The following is a 20563-nucleotide window of genomic DNA, read 5'->3' as shown; positions in this document are numbered from 1 at the left end:
GCCGGCCACGAAGGCCGCCTCCGCCAGTCGCCGGGACCGCTCGTCCGGGCTCTCGCTGAGTTCGGCCGCCCGGGTCAGCCAGGTCACGGCCGTCAGCGCGCCGCCGCGGCGGGTCGCCGACCGGGCCGCCGTCTCCAGCACGCCGGCCACCTCCTCGTCGGGGCCGACGGCCGCCGCCGCCAGGTGGGTCGCCCGGCGTTCGAGGTTCCCCCGGTGCGTCCGCGCCAGCGCCAGGTGGGCGGTGCGGCGCTGTTCCGCGGTGGCGCTCTGCACGATCGCGGACCGTACGAGCGGGTGGCGGAAGACGAGTTCACCGGTGGCCGGGGCGACGTCCAGGAGTCCGGCGGCCACCGCCGCGTCGGCGTCGCGCATGACGTGGCGCGCGCCGGGGACGGCGTCCGCGCGGCCGGGGGTGCCCGCGCCGTCGAGCGCGCCCGCCAGGAGCTCGGCCCGGACCCGTTCGTCGAGGGCCGCGATGCGGGAGTCGAACAGCCGTTGCAGCCGCCGGGACAGCGGCACGCCGTGCGGGCCGGCCAGGTCTTCGGCGGGGAGGCCGCCCGAGGGGCCGGTGAGGTGGGCGGGGAGCTCCAGCAGGGCCAGCGGGTTGCCCCGGGCCTGGGCGAGGACGATACGGCGCAGCCGGCGGTCCAGGTGCGGGTGGCGGAGGTCGAGCAGGCGGGCCGCGTCCTCGTCGGGCAGGGCGCGCACCGGCAGTTCGGGCAGGGCGGCGGTGTCCCAGCGCGAGGGGGTGTCGGTGCGGACCGCGACCAGCAGCTTCACCGGACTGCCGGCCAGACGCCGGCCGACGAAGGCGCAGACGTCGGCGCTGGCGTCGTCCAGCCACTGCCCGTCGTCGAGGACCAGGAGGGGCGGCCGGTGGGCGGGGGTGTGCGTCAGCAGGCGCAGGACGGCGATGCCGAGGTCCATCGCCGACGGCGGCCGTACGGGGGGCGCTTCGGACGCGGCGCCGGACACGGTGCCGAACGCGGCTTCGAAGGTCGCGTCGAACGCGGCCCGGCCCGCGGCGTCCGGGCGCGCCGGGCCGGTGAGCAGCGGGTGGAGGAACTGGTGCAGGCCGGCGTGCGGCAGCGCGGACTCCGCCTCCACTCCGGCGGCCCGCAGGACGACGCGGCCCTCCAGCTCGGCCAGGGTGGCGGCGTGGTCCAGCAGCGCGCTCTTGCCGACGCCCGCGTCCCCCCGCAGGACGAGTGCCCGCCCGGTCGCGGACGTCACGAACGCCGTGAGCTCCGCCCGTTCCGCCTCGCGGCCCACCATCGCCGTGGTGCTCGGTTCCATGCCCGTCCCGTCTCCCGCCCGTGTCGCTCCCCCGCACGCCTACGCGGGTGTGGTGCCGGTGGCGGATCCCCCGGAGCCGGTGGGCCCCTCCGCGCCGCGGACACCGGTCGGTGTCCGCCGCCGCTCACGATCCCCCGGCCCGGGTCCGGTCGAACCCGTGGCGGACCCTGGCCGGTACCCGGGCCGCGTCCCGGCCCGCCGGGTGCGTCCGTCGCGATCGCGTCAATGTGGGCGGGCGCGCGGGGCGCGACTCCTCACGGCGGGCGGTTCCCCGCGCAGGACGAGGGGCCCGCCGCGTGGCGCGAAAAGGATCACCGTGGTCCTCGTCCGCCACGTGGTCCCTATGCTGGCGGGATGGTCGAGATACCTCTTTCCGCACTCGAAGTCGCGATGGTCCAGACGGGCACCCGGGCCCTGGACACCCTCCGGGACACCTCGTCCTTCGCCCAGGAGCTGGAGCGGCTGGGCTACCACCGGATCTGGTACGCCGAGCACCACCACTCCCCCGCGATCGGCGCGTTCCCCCCGGTCGTCCTCGGCGCGCACGCCGCGGCCACCACCTCGGCCATCCGGCTCGGCTCGGGCGGGGTGCTGGCGCCCAACCACGCGCCCCTCACCCTGGCGGAGCAGTTCGGCACGCTGGCCGCCCTGCACCCGGACCGCATCGACCTGGGCATCGGCCGCGGCCCCGGGACCTTCGACGAGGGCATCGCGCGGGCGCTGCGCCGCGGAGCCGGGCCGACGACGGACGCGGAGTACCGCGACGACGTGGCGGCGATCCTGTCCTTCCTGGTCGACGAGGTCGCGCTGGGTCCGCTGCCGCAGCCCTGGCTGCTGGCCTCCAGCCCCGCCGGGGCCGGCCTCGCCGCCGAGCTCGGCCTGCCGGTCGCCGTCGCGCACCACATCCGGCCCGAGAACACCCGTGCGGTCCTGGAGCGTTACCGGGCCGCGTTCGCCCCTTCGCGCTGGTGCGAGCGGCCGCGGGTGCTGCTGTGCGTGGAGACGGTGTGCGCGGAGACGGAGGAGGAGGCCCGGCGGCTCGTCGGCCCGATGGACGTCGTCAAGGCCGGGCTGCTCAAGGGGATCAGCGACATCCCCTTCCCCACGGCCGACGAGGCCGCCGCGCACGTGTTCACGGAGCCCGAGCGGGCCGCCCTGGCGGGCTTCCGCGCCCGGCAGGCGGTCGGCACGCCCGAGGCCGTCGTGCGGCGGCTGCGGGAACTGGCCGGGGAGACGGGGGCGGACGAGCTGATGCTGACCACGCCCGTCTACGGCTTCCCGGAGCGCGTCCGCTCGTACGAGCTGGTCATGAAGCACTACGGGGCGTAGGGCGGCGCGGGACGGGCCGCCCCCGCCCGCTCGCCCGCCGGGTCAGCGCGTCGCGCCGAAGTCCTGCGTCCAGTACTGGCCCGGCTGGGCCAGGCCTATGCCGATCTCCCGGTAGGAGCAGTCGAGGATGTTCCGCCGGTGGCCGGGGCTGTTCATCCAGCCCTCCATCACCTGCTCGGGGGTGCCGTAGCCGTAGGCGACGTTCTCGCCGTACGCCTGCCACGGGTACCCGGCACGGGTGATGCGCGCGCCCGGGTCGGACCCGTCGGAGCCGGTGTGGGACATGGTGGCGTGGGCGGCCATGTCCGCGCTGTGGTCCTGGGCGGCCTGCGTGAGCATCGGGTTCACCGTGAGGGCGGGGCACCCGGCCGCGGCGCGCTCCTGGTTGACCAGCGCGACGACCGCGGCCTGGACGTCGGCCGGCGCCCCGGAGGCCTGCGCCCCGGAGGCCTGCGGGGCCGAGGGCGCGGCAGCCGGCTCGGCCGGGGGCGCGGCCGGGCGGGGGGCGGCGGGCGGCGGGGTGTCCACGGCCTGCTCGGCCGGCGGCTCGGCGACGGGCTCCGCGGGGGCCGGCGGCACGGAGTCGGGGATCGCGACCGGGATCTGCGCACGCGGCTGCGCCTGCGGGCGGCCGGGGGCGGGGTCCCGGTCCTGGTCCTGGTCCTGGTCCTGACGTGCGGCGGCGGCCGTGTGGGCCGGACCGGTCCCCTGGGGGCCCAGGCAGGCCATGGCGGCGGTGGGCACGCCCACCATCGCCAGCGCGCCGACGGCGACGGCTATTTTCCTGTAGTGCGTCTTCTTGCGGTGCTTCCTCATGCGTGACCTCACTCGGTGATCGCGAAGCTCCCGGCGCCGGGACCGCGGGGGCGCCGGAGGAGCCGTCATTCTGGGAAGTCCCGCGAGGGGATGGCAAGCCGGAGCGCGCCCGGCCCGCGCGCGCTCCGCGCTCCCGCTTGAAAGGGGGGCGGGATCGTGCATGGCGCCGCCCGGACGGCATCGCCGCGGAGCTGACGCACCGCCGGAACCGGTTCCCATCAGCCACGTTGGGCACGGACAAATGAAAGTCGACAATTCCGTTTCTGGTGGAGTGCGATATGTCCTACGCAAAATTGGACAAGTACGGAAACGCTCCTGCCCGGACGATCTCCACCCGCCCGCCGGGCCGCCGTACGCGCTGTGTCTCATGTCACGGAACCACCGGGCGTCCGGGCCCCGGATCGAGGTACCGGCGGCCCTCGTCGCCTCGCAGCGGGAAGAGGGGCTGGAGGCCTGGACCGCCGCCCTGCCCGCACTGGCGGGGGACCTGATGGACCGCTGGACCCTGCGCCCGGACGGGCCGCCGGCCCACGGGGCCGTGGCGCTCGTCCTGCCGGTGCTCCGGGCGGACGGTTCGCCGGCCGTGCTCAAGCTGCAGCCCGTCGACGAGGAGACCCGGGACGAACCGCTCGCCCTGCGCGTCTGGGGCGAGCGCCACGCGGCCGGCCTGCTGGACACCGCCCCGGACCGCGGTGCCATGCTCCTCGAACGCCTCGACGCCGCCCGGTCGCTCTCGGCGGTGCCGGACGCCACCATGGCCCTCACCCTCCTGTCCGGGCTGCTGGCGCGCCTGTCCGCCGTCGCGGCCCCCGCCGGCATGCGCCGGCTGGCCGACGTCGCGGGCGCGATGCTCGACCGGGTCCCCACGTACTCCCGGTCCCTGGCGGACGCGTCCGAACGGCGGCTGCTGGCCTCGTGCGCGGCCGCGATGGGTGAACTGCTCGGCGAGCCCGGCGACCGGCTCCTGCACTGGGACCTGCACTACGACAACGTCCTCGCCCCTTTGGCGTCCTCGCGGACGTCGCGGCGCTCCGCGTGGCTCGCCATCGACCCCAAGCCCCTCGCCGGCGATCCCGGCTTCGAGCTGCTGCCCGCGCTGCGCAACCGGTGGGACGACGTCCTCGCGTCCGGCGACGTCCCCCGGGCCGTCCGCCACCGCTTCGACCTGATGACGGAGGTCGTCGGCCTGGACCGGGGGCGGGCCACCGGATGGACGCTCGGCCGCGTCCTGCAGAACTGCCTGTGGGACGTCGAGGACGGCGCCGTCAGGCTCCGGCCCGAGCAGAAGGCCATCGCCCGGGCCCTCCTCGGCCCCGCGGCCCGGCGGGCATAGGGCCGGCCGGGGTCAGCTCCGCCGGCGGCCGGGGTCGTCATCGGCCAGCTGGGCGATCCAGCCGTACGGGAGTTCCTCACCGTCGACGGTGACCGCCTCGACGGCCCTGCTCTCGGGGTCGATCTCGGCCCGGACCCCCTCCCCCTCGTAGCACGGGTAGCCGGACACCCCGGTGGCGCCGGTCGCGTCGACCTGGGCCGTGCGCAGCACGGCGTCGTGGCCCTTGGCGTCCTGGACGCCGGGCGGGCCGGGACGCAGGACGACGGTGTACCGGTCCGGGACGGGGTGGGACGCGGGAGTCATGGGTCCAGGCTAGTGACCGCACCCGCCGCCGCCCCGCAGGCACGGCCGCCCCGCAGGCACGGCCGCAGGCAGCGGTCGCGGGGTCGCTCAGTCGCGGCCGCCGCCGCGGGGGTCCAGTGCGGTGATCCGCGCGCCGCTGCGCAGGGTCGCCGTCAGGGTGGCCGGGGGTGCGGACGCCGGGGGTGCCGGGACGGCGAGGGTGCGGCCGGGGGTGCGGGTGCGCAGGGAGCCGGTGGCGTCGATCTCCGCGACCTCCCGGCTGCCCGCGGCCAGTTGGTAGTCGCGGCCGGACGGGGACCGCCAGACCGTCGTGGCGAGGACGTGCTGCCCGAAGCGTCCGCAGGCGGCCGTGGAGCGGGCCCGGGTCACAGTCAGGGAGTTCCCCGCCGGTGGCCGGAGCCTGATCTGGACGTCGCCCTGGCCGGTCCAGTGGGTGGCGCGGGTACAGGACCAGACCGCCCGCCCGGGGGTCTCAGGGAGCTCGGTGACGGCGAAGTCCCACAGGTTGACGGACCGGACGGCCCGTCCGTCCACCGCGTCCAGGGCGCAGGCCTCCTGGGCCCAGCGGGCCAGGGCGGCGGGTCCGGTGGCCTCGCGGGGCTGGCGGGCGGGCGGTGCGTCGGACCCCTCGGCGGGAGGGGTGTAGGTGAGGTGGACGGGGAGCAGTCCGCCGCGGTCGGCGAGGAGGAAGGCGTGCTTCTCCACGATGCGCGGCGAGGAGGCGACCTCCAGCACCGGGCGGGGCCCGCAGCCCCCGCCTTGGGCGCGGCCGCCGGGGAAGTCGGTGGTGACGGTTCCGTCGGGCCCGATGGGCAGGGGCCGGACGGCGTCGGCGGGGGCGGTGAGGTCGCGGGTCCCCGCGGTGGCGATCCACGGGGCGAGGAGTCGGCGGGCCGTGTCCCCGTCCCGGGTCAGGGTGACGGCGGCCGCCGTGGTGACGTCGGCGTCGTCGGTCCGGGCGACGTCCAGGCTCCGGCGGCCGCCGGACTCGGTGTAGCGGACCACCCGGTCGGCGTCGAGGAACACCACCGCGGCCGTCCCCGGCCGGGGATCGCCCGCGAACAGCAGCTGCGGCGGGTGGACCGGCGGCTCCGCCGAGGCCGCGGGCGCGACGGTGACGGCCGTACCGGAGGGCGGTGCGGCCCAGGTGGCCAGGGCCCGCACCAGGAGGGGCCGGTCCCCGGTGCGCGAGCCGCGGGCCGGCCAGGCCGTGAAGTCGACGCGTCCGGTGTCGGCCCAGGCCTGCGCGGGCACCCGGACCAGGCGTGCGGGGTCGAGGGCGGCGCGGGCGGCGGGCGCTCCGGCGTAGCCGACGGGGAGGCCGGGGTCCGGTCCGGCGACGGTGGCCCGGGTCAGCCCGGCGGCCAGCAGCAGCACGGCGAGGGCGCCCCAGGCCGCGCGGACGCGGGTGCGGCGCAGCAGCAGGTCGGTGGGGCGGGTGTGGACGTCCGCCGGGTGCAAGATCGTTTCTCTGGCAAGCCGGGGCCCCGCGGCCTCCGCCGTACCCGCCGCGGCCGCGAGGGCGGCCCGTACCTCGGCCGCCGGATCGGTGGCTCCGGCCGCGGCGAGCACCTCCACCGCTTCGGCCTCGTCCAGCCCGTCGAACCGGCACAGCACGTGCGCCGCGCGGGCGTGGGGGGAGAGCCCCGCCAGTGCGCGGGCCTCCTCGTCGAGCCCCTCGGCGCTGGGCCACATGCGCAGCCCCCACACCCACGGCGGGAACGGCCCGCGCAGCCGTCCGGCCGCGTACCGCACCACCTCGGCCCGTACGGCGGACAGGGGATCCCCGCCCTGCCGCGCCCGGCGCCCGGCGGCCCGCAGGGAGTGCTGGACGGCGCGGTGGGCGCGCAGCAGCCGCGCGTGCCGGTCGAGGTCCGGCGGCAGTACCAGGTAGGCCAGACGGAGCAGTCGGGGGTAGCGCTCGACGATGATCGCCTCGGCCTGGCGCAGACCGGCTCCGGATCCTTGACGTTGTCCCACGCCGCGGACAACGAAGGAATCATCATTTGGTCACACGCCGGCAGGACCGGCGCGCCCTGCGCCCGCGTCGGGCGCGCCTCCCCGGGCCATGGAATCCCTCTCCTGTCACATTCGCCGGAGGGCATGAATTCGACCGGTCCGCACATTCGACGGAGGGCATGAAATCACTTTCTCCGCAAGGGACTTGAGGCGAAATTCAAAGCTTGACGACGCCGTGGCGTTTGCTTATGGTCCGGTCAATGACCACGCCTTCGACGTTGCCGAAATCCAGGCAGCAATTGATTCTTTTCGTTCTCATGCTGTGTTCGCTGTTGATCTGGCTGGAGAACACCGTCCTGAGCACCACGCTGGAGACCCTCGCGGATCCGGTCCGCGGGCTGGGGGCCGATCCCGGTCAGCTGCAATGGGCGACCGGTGCGTACACGCTGGCCTTCGCCACCTTCATGTTCACCGCGGGCTCGCTGGGCGATCGGTTCGGCCACCGCACCGTGTTCTCGGCCGGGTTGGCCGTCTTCGCCGGTGCCTCGCTGTGGGCGGCGTACGCGGGCGACGTGGACCAGCTGATCGCGGCGCGCGCCGTGATGGGCGTGGGGAGCGCGCTGATCACCCCGGCCACCCTGGCGATCCTCATGTGGACCTTCACCGGCCCCGCGCGGGCCGCCGCCGTCGGCGTGTTCTCGACCTCGGCCGGTGTCGGCATGGCCACCGGCCCGGTGCTGGCGGGATTCCTGCTCGACCATTTCCGGTGGGGCTCGGTCTTTCTGGTCAACGTCCCTGTGGCGGTATTCGCCTGGGCGGGTGTCGCGGTACTGGTTCCGGATTTCCGCAGCCCCGTTCGGCGGCCGCTGGATCCCGCCGGGATGCTGCTGTCGGCGGGCGGGCTCGTGGCGTTGGCCTTCGGGCTGATCCGGGCGGGGCAGGCGGCGGTGTGGAGCCGGGCCGACGTCTGGGGGCCGATCGCCGCCGGTGTGGTCCTGCTGGCCGTCTTCGTCCTCGTCGAACTGCGCCTCAAGGCGCCCGGCTTCGATCCGCGGCTGCTCGCGCGGCGCGCCTTCGGCGGCGGCAACCTGGCCCTCGGACTGCTGCTGTTCGCCGTGGCGGCCGTCACCTTCTACCAGGCGTTCTACCTGCAGGGCGCGCTCGGGTTCTCACCGATGCGGGCGGGCCTGGCGAACATCCCGACCGCGCTCGGCGCGCTCGCGGGGGCACCCCTGGCCACACGCCTGGTCCGCCGCCTGTCGCTGCGCCTGGTCTGCGTGCCGGCACTGACCGTGGCCGCGCTGGCCATGGGCGGCTACGGGTTCGTCGGACTCCGCACCCCGTTCGCCGGGATCGGGGCCCTGCTGTTCGTCCAGGGCCTCTCGGTCGGCATGGTGATCGGCCCCGTCACGGCCGCGCTGATCGGCGATCTGCCGCTGGAACAGGCGGGTGCGGGTTCGGCCGTGACCAACACCGTGCGGCAGACCGGCAGTGTGATCGGCATCGCGGTGGGCGGCACCATCCTGTCGATCGTCTACCGGCGCGCGATCGAGCCCGCGCTGGAGGGTGTGCCCGGTCCGGTGCGGGAACAGGCGCGGGCCTCCGCCGAGCAGGCCCGCCACGTCGCCACCGCCGCCGGCCGGCCCGCGCTGGCCCGGGCCGCCGACGACGCGTTCGTCCACGCCCTGCACGTGGGAGCGGGCTGGATCGCGGCCGTCGCGCTCCTCGGGGCGGCCGTGCTGCTGATCACCCTGCCCGCCGCCGGGGTGCGGAAGGGCCGGGTACCGGCCCCGGACCTCGAACGGGCCCGCGGCTCCGTCCGGGCAGGGCGGGCCGGAAGGTGAGGCACCCTCAGGCGGTCGCCGCCGCCCGGTCCAGAACGCCCCGGACGGCGGCCACGAGCCTCTCCCCCACGCGGTCGACGCTGCCGTTCTGCACGCTCACCTGAGCGCCTTCCAGGAGGAAGGTGATCTCCGCGGAGGCGTCGTCGGGGTCGTGCGCACCGGCCCGTTCACACATGGCGGTGAGGCGTCGGCGCTGTTCGGCCTTGTGGTTCCCGATCAGCCGGCGGGCCGGGTGGGCGGGGTCGAGCAGGCCGGCGATGGAGTTCACGAAGGGGCAGCCCCTGCGGGCGATGTCCGGCAGCCCGGCGGCGACGAAGTCCGCCACAGCGAGCACCTGGGCCCGGCCGTCGTCGCGGTGTTCGGCCTCCACCCGGTCGAAGGCGGCCGCGTAGCCGGCCGCGACGATCCTCAGCCACTCCTCGATCAGCACGTCCTTGGTGGCGAAGTGCCGGTAGAGCGCCGTCTTCGTGGTGTTCGCCCGCTCCGCGACGGCCTGGACCCCGACGGCCCTGACGCCCTCGCTGAGGAAGAGTTCCTCGGCCGCGTCGAGGATGCGCTCGCGCGGGGGCAGTTGGGCGATCCTCGAGTCCCGGCCCGGCCTCGGGGGGCTGCTCGTCATCGTCTGCCTCGCTTCGGTCGTCGCGGGTGCCGGCTTCTCGACCCATGCTACGTTACCGATCATCCTCAAGCGATACCGATCGGTATCGCACGGGACTGAACGGAAACATGGGTGGGGAGCAGTGGAGCTGCACGAGTACACGCGGTACGACGCCGTGGGGCTGGCCGGGCTGGTGGCCCGGCGGGAGGTGACCGCGGCGGAGCTGGCCGAGGCCGCCCGGGCGGCGATGGCCGCGGTGAATCCGCAGGTCAACGCCGTCGTGGAGAGCTGGCCCGCCGAGGACGACCCGGTCCCGGGCAGCACCCCGCTCGCCGGGGTACCGTTCCTGATCAAGGACCTGGCCGTGTCGATGCGGGGCAAGCGGGTCGAGATGGGCAGCCGCCTCGCCGCGGGCAACGTGGCGCGGGAGGACTCGTTCCTCATGCGGCGCTTCCGCCGGGCCGGCCTGGTGACACTGGGCCGCACGGCCACTCCCGAGTTCGCCTACAGCACCACCACCGAGCCGGTCCTCCACGGCGCCGTCCGCAACCCCTGGGACCCCGCCCGGACCCCGGGCGGCTCCAGCGGCGGGTCCGCCGCGGCCGTCGCCGCCGGGATCACCCCGCTCGCCCACGCCACCGACGCGGCCGGATCGATCCGGGTCCCGGCCGCCAGTACCGGGCTGTTCGGGCTCAAGCCCACGCGCGGCCGGGTCTCCCTGGGGCCGGACGCCGACGAGGTCTTCAACGGCCTCGCGGTGCACGGCGGACTCAGCCGGACCGTGCGCGACAGCGCGGCCCTGCTCGACCTGGTCCAGGGCCCGGAGACCGGCGACCCCTACTTCGCGGAGCGCCCCCGCCACCCGTACGGCGAAGAGATCACGAGGGAGCCCGGCCGCCTGCGCGTCGGCCTGGTCACCACCCCCTGGGGCGGGCGTGACGTGGAGCCGGCCGTCGTCGAGGCCACCCTGGCCGCCGCCCGGCTGCTGGAATCGCTCGGCCACCAGGTCGAGGTGACCACCGTCGAACTCGGCGTGTCCTGGGAGGAGTTCGTGCTCGCCAACGCCCGCCTGTGGACCGCGAACCTGGCGGGCTGGATCGACGGCCTCGCCGGCGCCCTCGGGCGCCCGGTGGACGGGTCCACGGTCGAACCCGAGATGCTGGCGAGCTACGCCTGGGGCCGCGGGGTCAGCGGCACGCAGTTCGTGCACGCCCTCGACGTGCGCAACCGGGTCGCCCGCGCGATCGGCGCCCACTTCGAGACCCGGCACCAGCTGCTGCTGACGCCCACCCTCCCCGAGCTGCCGCTCCCCCTGGGCACCTACGGCCGGGGCGCCGAAGACGCCGACGGGCTGGGCTGGACGGAGCACGTGTTCCACCGCTCCCCGTTCACGGCCGTCTTCAACGTCGCGGGCACCCCCGCGATGTCGGTGCCGCTCGCGTCCGATCCGGCCACCGGCCTGCCGATCGGCATCCAGTTCGCCGCGGGCTACGGACGCGAGGACCTGCTGTTCCGCCTCGCCGCCCAGCTGGAGCGGGCCGCACCCTGGGCGGAGCGCAGGCCCACCGTGTGGGCGGGCGCCCACCGGCCCGCCTGACCCCGCCCCGCCGCCGGGCCGGCCGGGTTCAGGCGCGGTCGGCTCGCGGCGCACCGGGGCGCGCCCCGCTCATGAGCGCCGTGTAGAGGAGCAGGGAAGCGGTCAGGCCCACCGCCCAGCCGTAGTCGGCCAGGGGCTTCAGGACGGGGATCAGGCCCGCTTCGGGGAACGGCCCCTTGCCGGGGGCCGAGTGGGAGCCGCCGACGGCCAGGATCCCGCCGGCCCCGAAGGCCGCCAGGGCCCGGAGGTTCCAGCCGCCGGTGTACCAGTACGGCCCGCCCTCCCGGTAGAGGTCGGGCAGCGAGAGCCGGGTGCGGCGGACGGCCCAGTAGTCGGCGATGAGGACGCCGGCCACGGCGCCGAGCAGCCCGCCGACCAGGCCCAGCCAGGTGAAGATGTACAGCTCGGGGGTGGACGTCAGCTTCCAGGGCATGACCAGGACGCCGACCACGCCGGTGATCAGCGCGCCCCGGCGGAAGTCGATCAGGCGGGGGGCCAGGTTGGCCAGGTCGTAGGCCGGGGAGACGACGTTGGCCGCGATGTTCACCGAGATCGTCGCGATGAGGACGGTGACCAGGGCGAACAGCAGCCCGAAGACGCTGTCGGCCTTGGCGACGAGCTCCACGGGGTCCCAGACCGGGGCCCCGTACACCGCCTCCGAGCCGGAGGTGACGAACACCGACAGCAGCGCGAAGAGGGTCATCGTCGTGGGCAGCCCGAGGGTCTGCCCGAGGATCTGGGAGCGCTGGCCGGCGCCGAAGCGGGTGAAGTCGGGGATGTTGAGGGAGAGGGTGGACCAGAACGCGATCATCCCCATGAGGGAGGGGAAGAAGACGGGCCAGAAGTCCGGGCCCCAGCCGAGCCGGGACGGCTGGTCGAGCAGCTCGCCGAAGCCGCCCGCCTTCACCCCGATCCACACCAGCAGGACCAGCGCTCCGACGATGACGAAGGGCGCGGCCCAGTTCTCGAAGCGCCGCAGGGCGTCCATGCCCCGGTGGATGATGGCGAGTTCGAGGGCCCAGAAGAGGGCGAAGCACAGCCACAGCGTCCACGGCTCGCCGCCGATCTCGGCGGCCCCCGCCCAGCCGCCGAAGATCTTGCCGAGCAGGACGAAGATCCCGGAGCCGCCGATCCAGGTCTGGATCCCGAACCAGCAGCAGGCCACGGCCGCCCGGATGAGCGCGGCCAGGTTGGCTCCGCGCACCCCGAACGAAGCCCGGGCCAGAACGGGGAACGGGATCCCGTACTTGGGGCCGGCGTGCCCGGTGAGGAGCATCGGCACGAGCACGACGAGGTTGGCGAGCGCGATCGTGAAGACCGCCTGCTTCCAGTCCATCCCCAGGGCCACCAGCCCGGAGGCGAGCAGCCAAGAGGGGATGTTGTGCGCCATGCCGACCCACAGAGCGGTGAAGTTGTACGTCGTCCAGCGCCGGGCCGCGACCGGTACGGGGAGCAGGTCGGGGTTGGCGAAGCGGCCGTCGGAGGGGACTTCGCCGGGGGCGAGCTCGACGCGGTCCCCGCTCTCGGCGGTCGAGTGGTCGGGCATGTACGCACACCCCTTCGGGTCGGGTGGAGAGCCGGTCGGGAGGGGAACCGGCGCGGGCTCCCCCTCCAGCTACCCCTCCATCGTGTCGCCCCGCCCCGCCCCGGAGCGAGAGGCACACCATCCCTTCGTGACACGCGTCGGCTCACGGGCGCGCCGGCCGCCCCGGTCCTCCCTCAGTCGGGGGGAGGGAGGCCCAGGAACTTCGCCGGAGCCAGGGCGAGGAACTTCGTCGTCGCCGTGGCGAGGCGGGTCGCCTCGGGGGTGTCGGGGGCGGTCGCCAGGGTGCGGAACGTCAGTTCCAGGGCGCGGTCGCCGTCGCGGACCAGGAGCGTGGTGATCCGGACCTGCCGGCCGGGCGGGCCGGCGAGCATCGTGCGCAGCAGCGCCTCGTCGCCGGAGCCCCGCTCCGGATCGGCGGCCGGGTCCACCACCCGGACGTTGATGTCCTGGCCGCCGATGCTCATCGTCCAGGCGGCGCACTGCGCGTAGACCCGCCGTATGTCGGCCATCCAGGTCGCGGCGGCCCCCGCCGGGCGCTCGGAGACCCCTTGGTCGACGACGATCGTGGAGTCGGCGTTCATGAACGAGGTCCGGACCTCCCGCGCCGCCCTGTCGCCGAACGCCCGGTTGAGGAGGTCCGTCAGCTCCGGGGTGGCGGCGGTCATCGGGGGCGGGTCCTCGTCCGAGGAGGGCGCTTGCAGTTCGATGAAGTCGTCGAGGCCCGCGTCGGTCAGGTCCGCCGTCGTGACCAGCAGCCGGCCGAGGTCGTCGGGGCGGTCCGCCGGGGTGGGGCGGGGGTGGCCCGGTGTCTTCACGGCATCGCCTTCCTCAGAGACCGGTGAGGTGTTCGGGGCGGATCGGGGTCCTGTCGAGTGCCAGGCCCGTCGCGTCGCGGATCGCCGCGAGGACGGCCGGGGTGGCGGACAGGGTCGGCGCCTCGCCGATGCCGTGCACGCCGTACGGGGCGTGCGGGTCGGCCAGTTCGAGGTAGTCGACGGGGATGGCCGGGGTGTCGAGGATGGTCGGGATCAGGTAGTCGGTGAAGGAGGGGTTGCGCACCTTCGCCGTGTCCGGGTCGACGATGATCTCCTCCATGACCGCCACGCCGAGGCCCTGGGTGGTGCCGCCCTGGATCTGGCCGACGACCGACAGGGGGTTGATCGCCTTGCCGACGTCCTGCGCGCACGCCAGTTCGACGACCTTGACCAGGCCGAGTTCGGTGTCGACCTCCACCACCGCCCGGTGTGCGGCGAAGGAGTACTGGACGTGGCCGTTGCCCTGGCCGGTGACCAGGTCGAACGCCTCGGTGGGGCGGTGCCTCCACTCCGCCTCGACCTCCACCGCCTCCTGACCCAGGACGTCCGCGACGGCGGCCAGCACCTCGCCCTCCTCGGTGACGACCCGGCCGCCCGCCAGGCGCAGCCCGCCCCCGGCCCAGGCCGGGTGCGCGGAGCCGAACGTGCGCCGGCCGATCTCCAGGACCTTCTCGCGGACGAGCTCGCAGGAGTTCTTCACGGACCCGCCGGTCATGTACGTCTGGCGGCCCGCCGAGGTCGAACCGGCCGAGCCCACCCGGGTGTCGGCCGGGTGGATGGTGACCTGCCGCACCCCCAGTTCGGTGCGGGCGATCTGCGCGTGGATGGTGACGCCTCCCTGGCCGACCTCCGCCATGGCCGTGTGGACCATCGCGACGGGCTCGCCGCCCACCACCTCCAGGCGCACGCGGGCGGTGGAGTAGTCGTCGAAGCCCTCGGAGAAGCCGACGTTCTTGATGCCGACCGCGTAGCCGACACCGCGCACGACGCCCTCGCCGTGGGTGGTGTTGGACAGGCCGCCGGGCAGCGCGCGGACGTCGGCCGCGCCGTCGGCGGTCTCCCACTGGCGCAGGGGCGGCAGCGGACGGGCCTTGACCCGGCGCAGCAGCTCGGCGACCGGGGCCGGGTGGTCCACGACCTGGCCGGTGGGCATGGTCGTGCCCTGCTCCATGGCGTTGAGCCGGCGGAACTCCACCGGGTCCATGTCCAGTTCCGCCGCGAGCTTGTCCATCTGGGCCTCGTACGCGAAGCAGGCCTGGACGGCGCCGAAGCCGCGCATCGCGCCGCAGGGCGGGTTGTTGGTGTAGAGGCCGATCGCCTCGATGTCCACGTCGTCGATGACGTACGGACCCACGGCGAGGGAGGCCGCGTTGCCGACGACCGAGGCCGTGGAGGAGGCGTAGGCACCGCCGTCGAGCACGATCCGGCACTTCATGTGCGTGATCTTGCCGTCCCTGGTGGCGCCGTGCTCGTACCAGAGCTTGGCCGGGTGGCGGTGCACGTGGCCGAAGAAGGACTCGAACCGGTTGTAGACCATCTTGACCGGCTTGCCGGTGCGCAGCGCGAGGACGGGCGCCAGGATCTGCATCGAGATGTCCTCGCGGCCGCCGAACGCGCCGCCGACGCCGGCCATCGTCATGCGCACCTTCTCCTCGGGCAGGCCGAGGACCGGGGCGATCTGGCGGAGGTCCGAGTGCAGCCACTGCGTGGCGACGTAGAGGTCGACGCCGCCGTCCTCGGCGGGCACGGCGAGGCCCGACTCGGGGCCGAGGAAGGCCTGGTCCTGCATGCCGAAGGTGTACTCGCCCGTGACGACGACCTCGGCGCGCAGGGCGGCCACGTCCGCGTCGCCGCGGACGACCGGCTGGCGGTGCACGATGTTGGGGTGCGGGACGTGGGAGGCGTGGTGGTCGTCGCGGTCCTCGTGGACGAGTACGGCGTCCGGCGCGGTCGCCGAGGCCTCGTCGGTGACGAGGGGCAGTTCGCGGTACTCGACTCTGATCCTGGCCGCGGCTCTGCGGGCGGTCTCGGGGTGGTCGGCGGCCACGACGGCGACCGGTTCGCCGTGGTGGCGGACCTTGCGGTGGGCCAGGACCGGTGTGTCCCGGAACTCCATGCCGTAGTACTTCACTTCGGCGGGCAGGTCGTCGTACGTCAGCACCGCGTGGACCCCGGGTACGGTCAGGGCCTCGGCGGTGTCGATGGAGACGATCTCGGCGTGCGCGACGGTGGAGCGCAGGATCTGGCCCCACAGCATGTCCTCGTGCCACATGTCCGAGGAGTACGCGAACTCGCCGGTGACCTTCAGCGTGCCGTCCGGGCGCAGTGTCGACTCGCCGACGCCGCCCTGGGCGGTCCGGGAGCCCTGGGTGACGTCGGCGGGGATTCCGGTGGTGGTTCGAGCCATGATCGGACCGTCTCTTCCTGGCGTTTCGGGTCGCCGGTGTGCTGGTGGTCCTCCGGGGTGCGGCCTGCGCCGTCGGCCGTGCCGTGACCCCCGTCCGCGGCACGCCGTTCCGGCCCGGCCGGATGCGCAGAAGTAGACAGCGCGCCTGCGGGACGCGGCAGTCACGGATCGCTCAGAACCTGTTCCTGGGCGGCTGTGGACAGACATGCTTTCCACTGCCCCCACTCCGTTGAGCTGCGGGGATCCGGGGATGCCAAGGGCGTGAGAGGGTGGCGGTCATGCTGCTGCGCGAACTCCTGGACGCCGACGGGCTGGGACTGGTCCTGCTCGTCGGCGAAAACGGCGGGGACGGCGTGCCCGACCGCGCCGTGCGGGCCGTCCCGACCCTCGACCTGGCCGACCCGGGCCGGTTCCTGCGCGGCGGGGAGCTCGTCCTCAGCGAACTCGCCTGGTGGCACGGGGACGGGGACGCCGAGCCGTTCGTGAGCGTCCTCGCCCGGGCGGGTGTCACCGCCCTCGGCGCCGGGCAGGCCGCCCACGGGTTCGTACCGGACGACCTCGTGCGCGCCTGCCGGCGCCATGGCCTGCCCCTGGTCGCCGTACCGGCGCGGACCTCGTTCAAGGCGGTCACCGAACACGTCCTGCGCCGGCTGCCCGGGCGGGACGTCGCCGACCTGGCCGCCCTGGTCGAACGCCACCGGCTGCTCCTCACCGGCCGGACGTCCGCACCGGACTCCGTACTCGAACTCGTCCGGCAGAGCCTGGGCATCGAGATACGCGTCCTGTCCGTGACCGGACGCCAGATCGCCGGAGCCCGGCCCGCCCTGCACGCGAAGACGGCGGCGGCGCTGGGAGCCAGGTACCTCGCCGCGCGCCGCTCGGGGCAGGCCGCCCCGCACCGGGTCACGTCGGGGAACCGGACCCGCACCCTGATCCCGGTACCGGAACCCGCAGCTCCGTCGGCGCCGGGGACCGCGTCGGAGTTCGGCGACTGGATGCTCGTGGTGGACACCGACGCCTCGGCCCGGGCGGCGCCGGAGACGGAACTCCTCGACCGGATCGCCGAACTGGTCGCCGACGCCCGGTCGGCGCACGAGCGCGCGAAGTCCGCGCTCCACGACCTGGCCCGCCGGCTCCTCGACCTCATGTACGGCCCGGTGCCGGCCGAGGAGATCCCCGTGCGGCTGAGCGCCACCGCGCAGGCCCTGGTCAGCCGGGTGTCGCACTGGCCGCGCTGCCAGTTCGTGGTCGCCGGGGGGCGGTGGCGGGACGGGCGGCCCGTACCGGCGGCGGCCCTGCGCGTCCTGCTGGAAGAGGCCCTGCTGCGGGCGGACGGCCCGATGCCGGTGACGCCGCAGGACATCGCGGCCACCGTCGACGGGGACCGGGCCGTGCTCCTCGTCCTGGCCCCCGGGCCCGCCGCGGGCGCCGCCCCCGGCCCGGCCCTCGACACCGCCGCCCTGCAGCGCGGCCTCACCGCGGCGCTCACCCGCTGGCTCGGCCCGGCGGAGCGGGTGTGCGTGGGGGTCAGCTCCCCGGTGGAGGCCGCCGGGGGCGCACGCCGCGCGCTCGAGGAGGCCCGCACCGCACTGCGCGCGGGCCTGGACTCCGGGCCGGGAGTGGCCGTACGGGGCCCGGACGACCTCACCTCGCACGTGCTGTCGCTGCTGCCGCTCATCCCGGCCGAGACCCTGCAGGCCTTCGCCGCCCGCCTCATCGGCCCCCTGCGCGATCACGACAGCCGGCACCGGACCGAGCTGCTGGAGACGCTCAGGGCGTTCCTCAACTGTGACGCGTCCTGGACGCGCTGCGCCGCCGAACTCCGCCTGCACGTCAACTCCCTGCGCCAGCGCGTGGCCCGCATCGAACAGCTCACGGGCCGCGACCTGGCCGACCTGGAAACCCGCCTGGACTTCCTGGCGGCCCTGCGGACCGGCGGGCCCGACGGGCCACGCGGGCCGCGCGGGCGGGGCCGGACCTGAGGGTCCGGCCGAAGCGGCCTCAGGCACCCTCGGGGGCGCGCTGTCGGTGGGCTGTCGGCAGGGGCCGCGGTCTGTCGGTGCGCTGTGAGCGGACTCCGTGACCGTGGGAGGCGGGCAGGTACCGGCCGGTGTACGCGCCGGACCCGGCCCGCCCTGACCAGACCCCTGCGCGTATCCGGGAGCCCGCCATGCTGTCCACCCCCTCCGTGCCCCACACCCCGCCGTGGGACGTCCACCGGCTGCCTGCCGCCGCCGGGAAGACCTTCCTGGTCACCGGCGGCAACGCGGGCATCGGCTACTTCGTCGCCGAGCAACTCGCCGGCACGGGTGCCACGGTCGTCCTCGGCAGCCGCGACAGGGCGCGGGCCGAGGCGGCGATCGCCTCGATCGGTGCGCGCGTCCCCGGCGCCGCGGTGCGGCACGTGCCCCTGGACCTGGCCGATCCCGCTTCACCCGGGGCCTGTGCGGACGCGCTCGGGGTGGACCGCCTCGACGCGGTCGTGCACAACGCCGGCGTGGCCCTCGACCACCCCCCGCGCCGGGAGACCGCGGACGGCCACGAGCTGATGTTCGCGACCAACCACCTGGGTCACTTCGCGCTGACCCACCACCTGGCCCCCCTGCTCGCGGCGGCCCCGGGGAGCCGGGTCGTCACCACGGGCAGCTTCGCCGCCAAATCGGAACGCCTGGACCTCGACGACCTCCAGAGCAGGCACGGCTACCGGCCCAAACGGGCCTACGCGCGTTCCAAGCTGGCCCAGATGATCTTCGCCCTCGAGCTCGACCGCCGGTTGCGGGCCGCCGGCGGCACGACGCTGAGCGTGCTCGTCCACCCCGGCGGTGCGCTCGACTCCCTCACCCCCTCGCGCCCGCCCGTCCACGTCCGCACCGCGGCCGCCCGGCTGAGCCTCCTGCCGCTGCGCCTCGCCGTCCAGGGCAAGGACGCCGCCGCCTGGCCCGCCGTGCGGGCCGTGCTCGACCCGGCGGTGGACGGCGGCCTGATGCTCGGCCCGCGGGCGTTCGGGCTGCGCGGCGCGCCCAGGGTCGAACCCCTGTGGGAGCACCTGGCCGACACCACGGCCGCGGCCCGCCTGTGGGCGGCCAGCTGCGATCTGACGGGCGTCGAACCCGCTTTCAGGTGACGGGCGTTCGGAATTCCACGAAACCCCTTGCCCAATGGTCAAGAATCGTTGACCATTGGCGTCATGCCTACCGACGATCTTCCCGAGACGTTCCGCGTCACGACGGACGAGCAGCTGCGCGCCGTCTCCAACCTCACGCGCCACCGGATCATGGCCGTGCTCCGCTTCGAGCCCGCGACGATCACGCAGATCGCCGACCGGGTCGGCCTCGCGAAGGGCAGCTCCAGCTACCACGTGCGCCTGCTGGAGCGGGCCGGCCTGGTGAAGGTCGTGCGGACGCGGAAGGTCCGCGGGGTCAACGAGCGGTACTACGCGATGGCGGCGCGTTCGATCGTGCTGCCGGATCCGGGCGAGGGCGGCCCGGACCTGCTGATGCGGCACGCGGTGGCGGACCTGGAGGCCGCGCCCGCGGGCGGCGGGCGGCACGTGCGGATGGCGCACCTGCGGCTCACCGACGAGCAGTTCGCGGAGCTGGGAGCGCGGCTGGAGGCGCTCGCGGACGAGTACCGGGAGCTGTCCGACCCGTCGCTGCCGGACGCGTCGCTCGTCTTCGCGCTGTTCCACCCGGCGAAGGGCGAGCAGGCCGGAGGGGAGGCCAAGTGACTGCGGAACTCCGCGAACTCCCGTCCGGCTTCGGCCGGCTGTGGACCGCGCAGACGGTGTCCTCGCTCGGCGACGGGGTGACCCACGCCGCGCTGCCTCTGATCGCGCTGACCCTGACCCGGGACCCGCTGGCGCTCGCCGTCGTCACGGCCGCCGGAACGCTGCCCTGGCTGCTGTTCGGGGTGCTCGGCGGCGCGCTGGTCGACCGCTGGGACCGGCGGCGCACGATGTGGGTCACGGACGCGCTGCGTGCGGCGCTGCTCGCGATACCCGTGGCGGCGGCCGCGCTCGACGTGCTGAGCATTGCGCTGCTCGCGTCCGTCGCCTTCCTGCTCGGCCTCGGCGGACTCTTCTTCGACACGGCCGCCACCGCCTACCTGCCGGACCTCCTCGGCCGTGACCCCGCGCTCCTGGAGCGCGCCAACTCCCGCCTGCGCGGCACCCAGACCGCCGCCTCCGGCTTCGCCGGGCCGCCCGCGGGCAGCGCCCTGCTCGCGCTCGGGCGGGCGGTACCCCTGCTCGCCGACGCGGTCTCGTTCGCGGTCTCCGCGCTGCTCGTACGGTCGCTGCCCACCGTGCCCCGGCCGGTGCCGCAGGCCCGGGAGTCGCTGCTGCGGCAGGCACGGGCCGGCGCCTCGTACGTGTTCCGGGACCGGCTGCTGCTGGGGCTCGCCCTGCGCCCGGCGGTCGGGAACATCGCCTTCCTCGCCGTGGAGACCGTCCTCGCCCTGTTCGCGCACGACCGGCTCGGCATCGGCTCCTTCGGTTTCGGCCTGCTCCTGACGGCGGAGGCCACGGGCGGTCTGCTCGGCGCGGGCATCGCCTCCTTCCTGGGCCGCCGGCTCGGCACCGGCACCGCCCTGACCGCCACGGCCGCGATCGAGGGCCTCGCCATCCTGGGCCTGGCCGCCGCCCCGAACGCGTACGTCGCCGGCCTCGCGCTCGCCGTCTGCGGTGCGGGCATGGGCGCCACGATGGTGCTCGCCCCCTCCC

The 20563-nt window shown here is 75.1% G+C and carries 16 protein-coding genes; 8 read left to right on the top strand and 8 right to left on the bottom strand.

Going from position 1 to position 20563, the window contains the following annotated elements:
• Positions 1–1296, bottom strand: a 1296-nt coding sequence (locus ACFVXK_RS27965; protein WP_389616497.1) for an AAA family ATPase, incomplete at its 3' end; no start/stop codon positions are given.
• Positions 1297–1650: 354 nt separating this feature from the next.
• Here ACFVXK_RS27965 and ACFVXK_RS27960 point away from each other — a divergent pair.
• Positions 1651–2625, top strand: a complete 975-nt coding sequence (locus tag ACFVXK_RS27960; RefSeq protein ID WP_389616494.1) for an LLM class flavin-dependent oxidoreductase — start codon at positions 1651–1653, stop codon at positions 2623–2625.
• Positions 2626–2667: 42 nt separating this feature from the next.
• Here ACFVXK_RS27960 and ACFVXK_RS27955 read toward each other — a convergent pair whose 3' ends face one another.
• Positions 2668–3441 carry a CAP domain-containing protein gene (locus ACFVXK_RS27955; RefSeq protein WP_389616491.1) on the bottom strand — a complete coding sequence of 258 codons (774 nt, stop codon included), beginning with the start codon at positions 3439–3441 and terminating at the stop codon, positions 2668–2670.
• 367 nt (positions 3442–3808) lie between these two features.
• Here ACFVXK_RS27955 and ACFVXK_RS27950 point away from each other — a divergent pair, with 367 nt between their 5' ends.
• Complete coding sequence (locus tag ACFVXK_RS27950) at positions 3809–4774, top strand: aminoglycoside phosphotransferase family protein (RefSeq protein ID WP_389616488.1); 966 nt, start codon at positions 3809–3811, stop codon at positions 4772–4774.
• Between the two features lie 12 nt (positions 4775–4786).
• On the opposite strand, the gene ACFVXK_RS27945 is transcribed toward ACFVXK_RS27950, so the two are convergent.
• Both ACFVXK_RS27945 and ACFVXK_RS27940 read right to left on the bottom strand, forming a co-directional pair.
• Positions 4787–5077 carry a hypothetical protein gene (locus ACFVXK_RS27945; RefSeq protein WP_389616485.1) on the bottom strand — a complete coding sequence of 97 codons (291 nt, stop codon included), beginning with the start codon at positions 5075–5077 and terminating at the stop codon, positions 4787–4789.
• A gap of 87 nt (positions 5078–5164) precedes the next feature.
• Entirely contained in the window at positions 5165–7057 is a 1893-nt protein-coding gene (locus ACFVXK_RS27940; RefSeq protein ID WP_389616482.1) for a hypothetical protein, read from the bottom strand.
• A 296-nt stretch (positions 7058–7353) separates the two neighbouring features.
• Between ACFVXK_RS27940 and ACFVXK_RS27935 the strand changes: the two genes are divergently transcribed.
• On the top strand, positions 7354–8880 hold the full coding sequence (locus ACFVXK_RS27935; RefSeq protein ID WP_389616479.1) for an MFS transporter: 1527 nt from the start codon (positions 7354–7356) through the stop codon (positions 8878–8880).
• 7 nt (positions 8881–8887) lie between these two features.
• Here the strand turns inward: ACFVXK_RS27935 and ACFVXK_RS27930 are convergent, their stop codons facing one another.
• A complete protein-coding gene (locus tag ACFVXK_RS27930) occupies positions 8888–9499 on the bottom strand; it encodes a TetR/AcrR family transcriptional regulator (protein ID WP_389616476.1) in 612 nt (203 codons plus the stop codon).
• A gap of 121 nt (positions 9500–9620) precedes the next feature.
• Between ACFVXK_RS27930 and ACFVXK_RS27925 the strand changes: the two genes are divergently transcribed.
• Positions 9621–11075: an amidase gene (locus ACFVXK_RS27925; protein WP_389616474.1), complete on the top strand. Its 1455-nt coding sequence runs from the start codon at positions 9621–9623 to the stop codon at positions 11073–11075.
• A gap of 28 nt (positions 11076–11103) precedes the next feature.
• Here the strand turns inward: ACFVXK_RS27925 and ACFVXK_RS27920 are convergent, their stop codons facing one another.
• From ACFVXK_RS27920 to ACFVXK_RS27910, 3 genes are all read right to left on the bottom strand, one after another.
• On the bottom strand, positions 11104–12621 hold the full coding sequence (locus tag ACFVXK_RS27920; RefSeq protein WP_389616471.1) for an NCS1 family nucleobase:cation symporter-1: 1518 nt from the start codon (positions 12619–12621) through the stop codon (positions 11104–11106).
• Between the two features lie 173 nt (positions 12622–12794).
• The gene (locus tag ACFVXK_RS27915; RefSeq protein ID WP_389616468.1) at positions 12795–13436 is read right to left on the bottom strand and encodes a hypothetical protein; all 642 of its coding nucleotides are present in this window, start codon (positions 13434–13436) and stop codon (positions 12795–12797) included.
• A 13-nt stretch (positions 13437–13449) separates the two neighbouring features.
• A complete protein-coding gene (locus ACFVXK_RS27910) occupies positions 13450–15843 on the bottom strand; it encodes a xanthine dehydrogenase family protein molybdopterin-binding subunit (RefSeq protein ID WP_389616465.1) in 2394 nt (797 codons plus the stop codon).
• A gap of 278 nt (positions 15844–16121) precedes the next feature.
• Here ACFVXK_RS27910 and ACFVXK_RS27905 point away from each other — a divergent pair, with 278 nt between their 5' ends.
• The 4 genes from ACFVXK_RS27905 to ACFVXK_RS27890 all read left to right on the top strand — a co-directional run.
• Complete coding sequence (locus tag ACFVXK_RS27905) at positions 16122–17825, top strand: PucR family transcriptional regulator (protein ID WP_389616462.1); 1704 nt, start codon at positions 16122–16124, stop codon at positions 17823–17825.
• 188 nt (positions 17826–18013) lie between these two features.
• Positions 18014–18967 (top strand): SDR family NAD(P)-dependent oxidoreductase, encoded by a 954-nt coding sequence (locus tag ACFVXK_RS27900; RefSeq protein ID WP_389616459.1) that lies wholly within the window; start codon positions 18014–18016, stop codon positions 18965–18967.
• 63 nt (positions 18968–19030) lie between these two features.
• The gene (locus ACFVXK_RS27895; protein ID WP_389616457.1) at positions 19031–19570 is read left to right on the top strand and encodes an ArsR/SmtB family transcription factor; all 540 of its coding nucleotides are present in this window, start codon (positions 19031–19033) and stop codon (positions 19568–19570) included.
• Positions 19567–20563: MFS transporter (locus ACFVXK_RS27890; RefSeq protein ID WP_389616454.1), on the top strand; the 997-nt coding region annotated here is incomplete at its 3' end. The genes ACFVXK_RS27895 and ACFVXK_RS27890, both read left to right, overlap by 4 nt.

Source organism: Streptomyces sp. NPDC058157 (assembly GCF_042884105.1).
In the GTDB taxonomy this organism is placed as follows: Bacteria; Actinomycetota; Actinomycetes; order Streptomycetales; family Streptomycetaceae; genus Streptomyces.
This window is presented reverse-complemented; position numbering and strand designations above follow the sequence as displayed.